Source organism: Rhodomicrobium udaipurense JA643 (genome assembly GCF_000636015.1).
Lineage (GTDB): Bacteria > Pseudomonadota > Alphaproteobacteria > Rhizobiales > Rhodomicrobiaceae > Rhodomicrobium > Rhodomicrobium udaipurense.
On sequence record NZ_JFZJ01000114.1, the window covers coordinates 1 to 10,341 of the forward strand.

Sequence of the window (10,341 nt, forward strand, 5' to 3'; positions counted from 1 at the left end):
CACCTCGTGCCCGCGCGCGGCCATGGCGGCGGCGAAGTCGTGCATGTGCTGGCCGACGGCAGCCGGGTCCGGGACGTAGACCTGCGTCAGGATCACCAGTCTGCCGGGGACATCGCCTCTGCCGATAGCGCTCGACGCCTCCCCCTTTTTGTTCGAGGGAGAGGCGTCGCTCTCGAATGCAATCCGGCCGACCGAAACAAGATTCTCTGCCATGGTCCTTTTCTCGGCTTACCGGTCGAAGAGGGATACTCTCGCCAAGCGCAAATCATCGCCCCAAGAGCACCGCGCGATCTCGCCAACACCTGAATTCGAAATTTTTTCGCGATTACCTATCCGCTCAAAATCCGCGAGCAGATTTATCTAGGTCAGATTGACGACGCTCTCTTTTCCGGCCTTGTGCATCTCGTCCCAGATCCAGCGATAGGTCTTCTCCATGCCATCGCGTAGCTTCACGCTTGGCTCCCAATTCAGTTCCTTGCGGATCAGAGTATTGTCGCTGTTTCGTCCGCGCACGCCCTTAGGCGCATCAAGATTGTAGCGGCGGTCGAGTCGAACGCTGGCGATGCTTTCGACGATGTCGACGAGTTGGTTGATCGATACCAGCTCAGAGCTTCCGAGATTGATCGGATACTCGATATCGCTGTTCGTGATGTCGAACATGCCGTCGATGCAGTCGGTGATGTACATGAATGAGCGCGTCTGCTCGCCATCGCCCCAGATTTCGATCAACGGCTTGCCGGTCATCTGTGCGTCGATGACCTTGCGGCAGATCGCGGCTGGAGCTTTCTCTCGTCCGCCAGCGTAAGTGCCATGCGGGCCATAGACGTTATGAAAGCGTGCCACGCGCGTAACGACGCCGAAATCTTCCCGGAAATGGCGGCACATGCGTTCGCTGAAGAGTTTTTCCCAGCCATAACCGTCTTCAGCATCGGCGGGATAGGCGTCCTCTTCCTTAAGCGCAGTCACGTCGGTGCACGTTTGCTTTGCGCCATTATAGACGCAGGCGCTGGACGAGTAGAAAAAGCGGCCGGGCAACCTGTGATGCTTTGCGGCTTCGAGAAGATGCGTGTTGATGAGCACGCTCAACATGCAGAGCGCCTTGTTGTTCTCGATGAAGCCCATCCCGCCCATGTTCGCCGCGAGATTGTAAACCGTGTGAGCGCCATCGACCGCGTCAAAACAGGCATCGTGGCGATTGAGGTCGAGGACGCGATTATCGACCTCATCAGACCTTTGATACCAGTATGTTAGCGGCTTGATATCGACCGCGCGGATGTTCGAATAGCCGAGGGAGCGAAGCTTGGCGACGAGATGTCCGCCAATGAATCCGCCCGCACCTGTTACAAGAATCTTGGCGTCCTTGGGAGGCATGGCGTTTTCTCGTCCAGCATTTCTGATACATATGCTTTGACGCCTATTTTATCCATTTTCAATTAAATGATATGCCTCATACACAAAAAAGCTGCCCTGGGTTGTGGATTTCGAGCTTACCAGCGGCAGCGTCGTCCGATAAATCGGACCCGGTACGGCGCTGCCCGTCGCCTTCGCCACCAACGGTGTTTGCTTGAAATAGATGTATAGAGATCAGCAAAGACCTGCGAGCAGCTTGAGGCTCTGGCGTCGTCGCGAGAGCGTTGCTCTGGGCAACTTCGGTCGAAGCTTGAAAGGCAAGCGTGGCGCTGCAACCGATGCCGCGCGTCCGACGTTTGCTCAGGTGCCGCAAACCGAATTTTTCGACCGCTGAGAGCGCCGATATCAATGAAAAATTCGAAACTGCACTAGAATAGATTGGTTACTAGTGCTCTTGAGGCACCTACGTTTGCTTGAGAGCGTGCAGCAATATAGAGCAAACGTATATATATGCGCCACACCGCTAGCGTTTTTCCTCGTCGGCCTTCGCTTTCGTCAAGCGGTCGATCTGCGCCTGCATGGCCGCGAGTTGTACCTTCAACTCCGCAAGCTCCGGCGTGGTTGAGGCCGCTTCCGTCGCGTCGGCTTTCTTCGCGGCCTGCGGCTTGTCCCCCTCGGCCGGCGTTTCGATCTTCGCGAAAGGCGCGAACATCGAAAAAGCGCGCTCGAATATCGCCATGTTCTGGCGGGCTTGCTCCTGCATCGCGCCGAAAGCGACGTTGCCTAAAGTATCGGTGAACTGTTTGTGGTATTTTTCCTGTTCGCGGGTGAGCGCCGTCAGGCTGAATTCCAGATATTTCGGGACGATCTGCTCGATGGAGTGTCCATAAAAACGAATCAACTGCCGCAGGAAGCCGATGGGCAGGAGGTTCGATCCAGTCTTGCCCTCCTCTTCCACGATGATCTGCGTGAGTACGGTGTGGGTCAGGTCTTCGCCGGTCTTCGCGTCGTAAACCAGGAAATCGCGCTCGGACCGAACCATCTCGCCGAGATCTTCGAGCGTAACGTAGCTGCTCGTCTCGGTGTTGTAGAGACGCCGGTTCGCATATTTCTTGATGATGACGGGCTTGGACTTGTCCAATTCGGGCACTTTCTTGCCCGCGGCGCTCAAGGGAACGGTTTTTGCACCGTCTCCATATCCGCTTCCCCGAGACAGCTTTTCCGCAGGTTCGGTCATTAATTTTTGCCCGTTGGATTATAATGATAACATCATAGTGCAAGTTTCAGCTTTGCGCGATTTTTTTCGCACCCGCGAGATTTCTCTTGCATTGCCGACAGACAGCATTTCGCGTCGCGGCCCGCTGCGCAATTCCGCCTATTTGGTCATACCGGCGCAGGGTTAATGTTGTTAAGCTTCGCGCCAAAACATGAGGCTCGAAAGGAAGACAACAATGGCAAGGCACGACGACGACATCGTCATCGCAAGCGCAGCGCGCACTCCGGTCGGCTCATTCAATGGAAGCCTTGCGACGCTGACGGCTGGCCAAGGTCAAAACCCGGCGCGCCAGGCGTCGATTGCGGCGTCCCTGCCGATCGAAACCACCGCCATGTCCGTCAACTTCGTCTGCGGCTCGGGCCTTCGCACGGTCGCGATGGCCGCGCAGGCGATCCGCAACGGCGACAGCGATATCGTCGTCGCGGGCGGTCAGGAAAACATGAGCCTTTCGCCCCACGTCGCCTATCTGCGCAACGGCCAGCGCATGGGCAACCTCGAAATGATCGACACCATGATCAAGGACGGGCTTTGGGACGCCTTCAACGGCTATCACATGGGCATCACCGCCGAGAACGTGGCGCGGCAATGGCAGATCACGCGCGAGGATCAAGACGCGCTTGCGCTTGGTTCGCAGCACAAGGCCGCCGCAGCCAAGAAAGACGGTCGCTTCAACGACGAGATCATCCCCGTCACGATCAAGACACGCAAGGGTGAGGTCGTGTTCGCCGCAGATGAATTCATCCGCGAGAACGCTACCGTGGAAGACCTCGCGAAGCTTCGCCCCGCCTTCAATCCGAAGGAAGGCACCGTGACCGCCGGCAACGCGAGCGGCATCAACGATGGCGCGGCCGCGCTCGTGGTGATGAAGCGCTCCGACGCGGAGAAGCGCGGCCTTGAGCCGCTGGCGCGCATCGTGTCGTTCGCGACGGCGGGCGTCGATCCGTCGATCATGGGCACCGGCCCAATCCCCGCGTCGAAGCGCGCGCTGGAAAAGGCTGGCTGGTCCAAGGACGACCTCGACCTTATCGAAGCGAATGAGGCGTTCGCCGCGCAGGCCGCCGCCGTGAATAAGGGCCTCGGCTGGGACATCGAGAAGGTGAACGTCAATGGCGGCGCTATTGCCATCGGTCACCCCATCGGCGCATCGGGCGCGCGCATTCTCACGACGCTCCTTTACGAGCTGAAGCGCCGCGACGCGAAGAAGGGCCTCGCCACGCTCTGCATCGGTGGCGGCATGGGGATTGCCATGTGCGTGGAGCGCGACTAGCGCGACACGCCGACGCGGAATGTGCGTGAAGCGCGACTAACGCGCCCACGCCAGCGGGAAAAAGCGCGTGGGTGAGACCCACGCGAAACACGCGTGTCGCTAAGTGCCGGTGGCCGCGAAAAACTCATCAAGCGCGGAGTATCGACGAGCCACCGAGAAGCGCCCCTCAGCTTACCGAAAGATTGGTTCGTTGGCGTTAGCGTGCAGCCGCGACAATCTCAGAAGATATGTCCCGAAGCGGGGCGCAGCGACGCAAAGTCGACGCAAGGCGGCTGTGCAAATCTAAGGTCGCAAGAAAAGCATTGACGATTTTCTGCGGCCTTTTTCACAACGGACACCCACGGACTGGCCGCGTGGGTAACTTTCGTCTCGGTTACAATCTGCCCGCGAAGAAGCTAGGCTGAAAGCAACACACTTTATTGTTACGGAGGGAATGTGAGCAAGGTAGCAATCGTTACGGGCGGCACGCGCGGTATCGGTCAGGCGATTTCGTTGGAGTTGAAGCATCGCGGCTACCGCGTGGCGGCGAATTACGGCGGCAACGACGAGGCCGCGCAGAAGTTCAAGGCCGAAACGGACATCCCCGTCTTCAAGTGGGACGTGGGCGACTATGACGCCTGCGCGGCGGGTCTTGCCGAAGTCGAGAAGGAACTTGGCCCCATCGCCGTGATCGTCAACAACGCGGGCATCACCCGCGATGCGATGCTGCATCGCATGACGCCCCAACAATGGCGCGAAGTGATCCGCGTTGACCTCGACAGCATGTTCAACATGGTGCAGCCGGTCATCAACGGCATGCGCGACCGCAATTTCGGGCGCATCATCAACATTTCCTCCATCAACGGCCAGAAGGGCCAGATGGGCCAGACGAACTACTCGGCGGCCAAGGCGGGCGTGATCGGCTTCACGAAGGCGCTGGCGCAGGAGAACGCGAAGAAGGGCATCACTGTGAACGTCGTGGCGCCGGGTTATATCGACACGGAGATGGTGCAGGCCGTGCCGGAAAAGGTGCTCGAGAGCATCATCGCGCAGATCCCGGTCGGCCGTCTCGGCAAGGCGGAAGAAATCGCGAAGGCCGTGGCTTTCCTCGCGAGCGACGACGCGGGCTTCATCACCGGCTCGACGATCACCGCGAACGGCGGCCAGTATATCGCCACGTAAACGGCGCATCGACGCAAGCAAAAGCCGGGCAATGCCCGGCTTTTTTGTGATCGGCGGCGAAAAAGAACAAACCAAACCCTGGCATCTCGCTGCATCAATACGAATCTCGCTGCCGTGACCCGCCCAGCGGCTTAACGCGCCACCTGCGTTTGTGACTGCGATTGCGTCTGGCTTATCGCGGCAGGCGCGGGCAGCGTAACGGACGCCTCCGTCGCTTTCGCATAACCGAAGAACGCCTTGCCGAGTTCGTCATTCAGGAGAATGAGGCTCGACTGCACCCAGTCGTTGAATGCATGCAGGTTCTGCAAAAGATTGTCGTCGTTGCTCGCCGTCTGAAGCCCCTCGATCATCGCTTCGACGCGTTCGGCGGCGGGTCCGGCATTCCGAAGCCCGAAGTTGCGGCGCAGCAATTCTATCATCGCCTGCATCTCGCTGAGGCAATAGGCGATGGATCGCGGCAGACGCGGATCGAAGATCAGGAAGCGGGCAACTTCGCGCGGGTCGATATGGCGGGGATGGACGCGCCGGTAAGCGTGATATGCGGACGCGGCGCGCAAGAGGATCGACCAGAAGGTGTGATCGTAATGGCCTTCGTCGGTCGCCAAGCCCGTCTGTTGCTGGGCGAAGCGCACATCGAGAAGGCGGCTTGTCTGATCCGCGCGTTCGAGGAAGAGGCCGAGCCGGAAGAACGGCCACGTCTCATCATGATAAAGCGTATTCTCCGCAACGCCGATCTGCGCGTAACAGCCGCGCTTGATCGCATCGCAGGTCCGCGACAGGCGCACCTCTGCAAGCTCGGCATTGCTGAAGGCGAACACGCGATTGCAGAAGTCGTTGAGCTGATACCACATATCGATGGACAGCATCGGCCGAAGCGCGCGCGCATTTTCACGTGCCGACTTGATCGACGACTGGATCGAACCCGGATTTTCCGTGTGCGCCATGTAGAAGCGGATAACGTTCTCGGAGTTCGCCTCCGGGAAGGCTTTCGCGAAGGCCTCCTCGTCGGAATAGAGCGCGACGATCCACGCCCAGCCATTGTCGTCCCCACGGCCGCGCTGGAAGGAGGTTTGCGTCTCGATGATGCGGCCGAGGCTTTCTGTGCGCTCGAAATATCGCGCCATCCAGAAAACGCTCTCGGCGTGCCGGGAAAGGAGGCTGCTCACGCGTTGTCCTCCTTCAGAACCCATGTGTCCTTGGTGCCGCCGCCCTGGCTCGAATTCACGATGATGGACCCGCGTTTGAGCGCGACGCGCGTCAGCCCGCCCGGCAGAACCCAGGTTTCCTGGCCCGTGACGGCGAAGGGGCGCAGGTCGACATGGCGCGGCTCAACGCCCTGATCGGTGAGCGTCGGGCACACGGAAAGCTCGATCATCGGCTGGCTGATATAATTCGACGGGTCGGCCTTGAGCTGGTTGCGGCAGAGATCAATCTCGGCCTTCGTCGCCTTCGGTCCGACGCAGATGCCATAGCCGCCCGACTCGCCAACGGGCTTCACCACCAGCTTGTCGAGATTGTCGAGCGTATAGCCGAGGCCGTCCTTCTCGCGGCAAATATTGGTCTGCACGTTCGGAAGGACCGGGTGTTCGTCGAGATAGTATTTGATGATGCGCGGCAGATAGGCATAAACGGCCTTGTCATCGGCGACGCCGGTGCCGACCGCGTTGGCGAGCGTGACGTTACCCTTGCGAACGGCGCGCATCAGGCCCTTCACGCCGAGCGCGCTGTCGGGGCGGAACGCCTCGGGGTCTAGGAACTCGTCGTTGATGCGGCGATAGATGACGTGCACCGGCTTCGGCCCGGACACGGTCTTCATGAACACCTTGTCGTCGTCCACGAACAGGTCGCGGCCCTCGACCAGCGGAATGCCTATCTCGCGCGCAAGAAACACGTGCTCGAAATAGGCCGAGTTGAAGACGCCGGGCGAAAGCAGCGCAATCTGCGGCTCGCTCACGCCCGCGGGGGCGCATTCGATGAGCTTGTCGCCGAGCTGCGTGCCGTATTCCGATACGCTCTCGATGGCGAAGCCGTGCATCAGGTCGGGGAAGGCGCGCTGCATCAGATGCCGGTTCTCGACCACATAGGAAACGCCGGACGGCGTACGGCCGTTATCCTCAAGCACGAAGAACTCGCCGCGCGGATCGCGGATCACGTCCGTGCCGCCGATGTGGATATAGGTGCCGCAGGGCGGATCGTAGCCGATCATCTCGGGCCGGTAGTTCGCATTGCCGAGCACGAGGTCTTCGGGAACGAGGCCGTCCTTGAGGATCTTTCGGTCGTGATAGACGTCCCACAGGAAGAGGTTCAGCGCCTTAATGCGCTGCTTCACGCCCCTGTCGAGCGTCTTCCAGTCCTCGGCGGTGATCACGCGCGGGATGACGTCGAACGGCAGGATGCGGTCGATGGCCGTGCGGTCGCTATAGACGGTGAATGTAATGCCGAGATTGAAAAGCTCGCGCTCCGCATCCGCCGCGCGCTCGCGAAGGTGAAGAAGTTCGAGTTGCTGAAGACGATGCCACAGCGCGGTGAGATGACGATTGCGATTATCCGGCGAGCCTAGAAGTTCGCAATAAAACTGCCCCGCATTGTAGGTGTCGAGCGGGGCTACGGTGGATGGATTTTTTAGCGCTGTGATCGTCGCCATGCAGGAAGGCCCCCGGGGGAACGTCAGCCGTCATCGCCGATGCGTGAGGAGGGAAGACTCGAGCTAATGTCGGTAACGAGACTATCACAGCACGCTACTCTGCCGGTATATAATTTTCCGATGAAAAGCTGAGCAGAATGCATAGTTTCTGCGCATTTCTCTTCTCGGATCGACAGTATAGTTTCAGCCTTGAACGAATGATTCGAGGCCGGAAAGCCTAAGGCGCGGCTCAAGCTCGGGAATCGGGCGGGGCGGATATGGCGCAACGGCCTTGGCAATCGCGGCAATGTGATCCGGTGTTGTGCCGCAGCAGCCGCCGACGATATTCAAAAGCCCGTCCGCCGCCCAGGATGCCATCGCGCGCGCCATGTCTTCGGGCGTTTCGTCGTATTCGCCCATCTCGTTCGGCAGCCCCGCATTCGCGTACACGCTCATATGTGTGTCGGCCACCTTCGACAGGAGCGCGACGGGCGGGCGAAGCTGCTCCGCGCCGAACGCGCAATTCATGCCCACCGAGAACGGTTTCAGATGGCGCAACGAATACCAGAACGCCTCGGGCGTCTGGCCCGAGAGGTTGCGGCCCGACAGGTCGGTGACGGTGCCGGACAGCATGAGCGGCAATTCGACGCCCGTCTCGTCGAACGCCTTCTTCACGGCGAAGCCCGCCGCCTTGGCGTTCAGCGTGTCGAAGATGGTCTCGATCAGGATGGCATCCACGCCGCCCTCGATGAGTGCGCGCGTCTGCTCGCCATAGGCGTCCACGAGTTCGTCGAACGAGATGTTGCGGAAGCCGGGGTTGTTTACGTCCGGCGAGAGCGAAGCCGTGCGGTTGGTCGGGCCGATGGAGCCAGCCACGAAGCGGGGCTTCTCCGGCGTTTTCGCGGTGTACGCGTCCGCCGCCTCGCGCGCGAGCTTAGCCGCAGCGACGTTGATCTCCGCCGAAAGCGCCTCCATGCCGTAATCGGCCATCGAGATGCGTTGCGCGTTGAACGAGTTCGTCTCGATGATATCTGCGCCCGCTTCGAAATAGGCCTCGTGCACACCCTTGATGATGGCGGGCTGCGTCAGAACCAGAAGGTCGTTGTTGCCCTTGAGGTCGCTCGGCCAATCCTTGAAGCGCTCGCCGCGATAGTCGGCCTCGGTCGGCTTGTGGCGCTGGATCATCGTGCCCATGCCGCCATCGAGGATCAGGATGCGCTCTTTCGCTGCGGCTTTCAGGGCGGCGATGCGGTCGGTGCGATTCATGGGGACGGCCTTATGCGTTGACGGCGGAAGCGGCGGGAGCGTGCGGCTTGATGCCGAGCGTGTGGCAGATGGCGTTGACGAGCGGCGCGCGGTTCAGCGTGTAGAAGTGGAACTCCGTCACGCCGCCCTTGACGAGATCCCGCACCTGCTCCGCCGCGACGGCAGCCGCGACAAGCTGCGTGGTTTCGGGGTCATCCGCAAGCCCCTCGAAGCGGGCGGCAGTGGAAGCAGGCATGGTGGCCCCGCAACGCGCCGCGAAGCCCGCGATCTGCTTGAAATTGTGGATCGGGATCTGTCCGGGCACGATGGGAATGTTGATGCCGCGCGCGCGGACGCGGTCGAGATAGCGCCAGTAGTGATCGTTGTCGAAGAAGAATTGCGTGATTGCGCGCGTGGCGCCCGCGTCCACCTTCGCCTGAAGCACGTCGAGATCGACATCGAACGACCCGGACTCCGGGTGCTTCTCCGGGTAGGCCGAAACCGACACCTCGAAATCGCCGATGGTCTTCAGCCCCGCGACGAGGTCCGCGCTCGACTGGTAGCCGCCCGGATGAGCCGCATAGGCCGTGCCCGCCCCCGCCGGCGGATCGCCGCGCAACGCCACGATATGCCGCACGCCTGCGTCCCAGTAGTCGCGCACGACGGCATCCACTTCGTCCTTCGTCGCCGCGACGCATGTGAGATGCGCGGCGGGTTTCAGCGACGTCTCGGCGAGGATGCGCGACACGGTCGAATGCGTGCGCTCGCGCGTGGAGCCGCCCGCGCCGTACGTTACCGATACGAATTCCGGCGCGAGCGGCTCAAGCTTGCGGATCGCCTGCCAGAGAGACGCCTCCATCGCGTCGGTCTTCGGTGGGAAAAATTCGAAGCTCACCGAAATCGGCGCGTGCGCCCGTCTTTGCGTTCCTGCTTCCGTCACGAAGCCGCCCTCCACTTTTGCGCTGCTGCGCCTTTCTTTTTGCCAGACCATATTGCCACCGTCAGCGCTTTCTCTCTGGCATCGCTGGCCTTGAGTTCGCGATAGGCGGTTTGACCAAGCCCGCATTCCGCGAGCCAGCCCTTTATTTCATCCGCGCCGAAGCCGAGCCGCACATGGGCGTGCTCCTCGCGCAGAAATTCGAGATTATGCGGCGCGAAGTCCACCACGACGAGCCGGCCGTCCGGTTCCAGCACGCGCACGGCTTCTGCGAGCGCCGCCTTCGGCCAGGCCAGAAAGTGCAACACCTGATGCACGACAACCGCGCCCGCGCTGCCTTCGGCGAAGGGCAAATTATAGATATCGCCTTGCCTCACGCTGCATTTCGTGGCGCCCGCGCTTTCGAGGCGCACGCGCGCGCATTTCAGCATCTCGCGGTTCGTGTCGATCCCGACGAGGCGTTCTGCACGATCCGACGCGAG

The 10,341-nt window shown here is 60.7% G+C and carries 10 protein-coding genes; 2 read left to right on the forward strand and 8 right to left on the reverse strand.

All coding sequences use genetic code 11. The features are described 5' to 3' along the window. The 3 genes from T281_RS13715 to phaR all read right to left on the reverse strand — a co-directional run. On the reverse strand, positions 1-213 hold a 213-nt coding region (locus T281_RS13715; RefSeq protein WP_037240248.1), incomplete at its 3' end, for a hypothetical protein. 147 nt (positions 214-360) lie between these two features. Next, entirely contained in the window at positions 361-1,371 is a 1,011-nt protein-coding gene (locus tag T281_RS13720; RefSeq protein ID WP_037240251.1) for an NAD-dependent epimerase/dehydratase family protein, read from the reverse strand. A gap of 502 nt (positions 1,372-1,873) precedes the next feature. Beyond that, a complete protein-coding gene (phaR, locus tag T281_RS13725; RefSeq protein WP_052037497.1) occupies positions 1,874-2,491 on the reverse strand; it encodes a polyhydroxyalkanoate synthesis repressor PhaR in 618 nt (205 codons plus the stop codon). Between the two features lie 310 nt (positions 2,492-2,801). Here phaR and T281_RS13730 point away from each other — a divergent pair, with 310 nt between their 5' ends. Then, positions 2,802-3,893: an acetyl-CoA C-acetyltransferase gene (locus T281_RS13730; RefSeq protein WP_037240255.1), complete on the forward strand. Its 1,092-nt coding sequence runs from the start codon at positions 2,802-2,804 to the stop codon at positions 3,891-3,893. Positions 3,894-4,328: 435 nt separating this feature from the next. Next, positions 4,329-5,054, forward strand: coding sequence for an acetoacetyl-CoA reductase (gene phbB / locus T281_RS13735; RefSeq protein WP_037240258.1), 726 nt, complete (start codon positions 4,329-4,331; stop codon positions 5,052-5,054). Between the two features lie 131 nt (positions 5,055-5,185). Here the strand turns inward: phbB and T281_RS13740 are convergent, their stop codons facing one another. The 5 genes from T281_RS13740 to T281_RS13760 form a co-directional block, all read right to left on the reverse strand. Continuing rightward, entirely contained in the window at positions 5,186-6,220 is a 1,035-nt protein-coding gene (locus T281_RS13740) for an alpha-E domain-containing protein (RefSeq protein WP_162173181.1), read from the reverse strand. Further along, complete coding sequence (locus tag T281_RS13745) at positions 6,217-7,698, reverse strand: circularly permuted type 2 ATP-grasp protein (RefSeq protein WP_037240261.1); 1,482 nt, start codon at positions 7,696-7,698, stop codon at positions 6,217-6,219. Before T281_RS13745 ends, T281_RS13740 begins: the two co-directional genes overlap by 4 nt. A gap of 183 nt (positions 7,699-7,881) precedes the next feature. Then, on the reverse strand, positions 7,882-8,943 hold the full coding sequence (locus T281_RS13750) for a homocysteine S-methyltransferase family protein (RefSeq protein WP_037240264.1): 1,062 nt from the start codon (positions 8,941-8,943) through the stop codon (positions 7,882-7,884). Between the two features lie 10 nt (positions 8,944-8,953). Then, positions 8,954-9,862 carry a methylenetetrahydrofolate reductase [NAD(P)H] gene (gene metF / locus T281_RS13755; protein WP_037240280.1) on the reverse strand — a complete coding sequence of 303 codons (909 nt, stop codon included), beginning with the start codon at positions 9,860-9,862 and terminating at the stop codon, positions 8,954-8,956. Beyond that, on the reverse strand, positions 9,859-10,341 hold a 483-nt coding region (locus tag T281_RS13760), incomplete at its 5' end, for a class I SAM-dependent methyltransferase (protein WP_037240270.1). The genes T281_RS13760 and metF, both read right to left, overlap by 4 nt.

Bases quoted from the DNA above. Each gene is read 5' to 3' on its own strand.
- T281_RS13745 (WP_037240261.1), bottom strand. From the start codon at position 7,698: ATGGCGACGATCACAGCGCTAAAAAATCCATCCACCGTAGCCCCGCTC.
- T281_RS13750 (WP_037240264.1), bottom strand. From the start codon at position 8,943: ATGAATCGCACCGACCGCATCGCCGCCCTGAAAGCCGCAGCGAAAGAG.
- T281_RS13730 (WP_037240255.1), top strand. From the start codon at position 2,802: ATGGCAAGGCACGACGACGACATCGTCATCGCAAGCGCAGCGCGCACT.
- T281_RS13720 (WP_037240251.1), bottom strand. From the start codon at position 1,371: ATGCCTCCCAAGGACGCCAAGATTCTTGTAACAGGTGCGGGCGGATTC.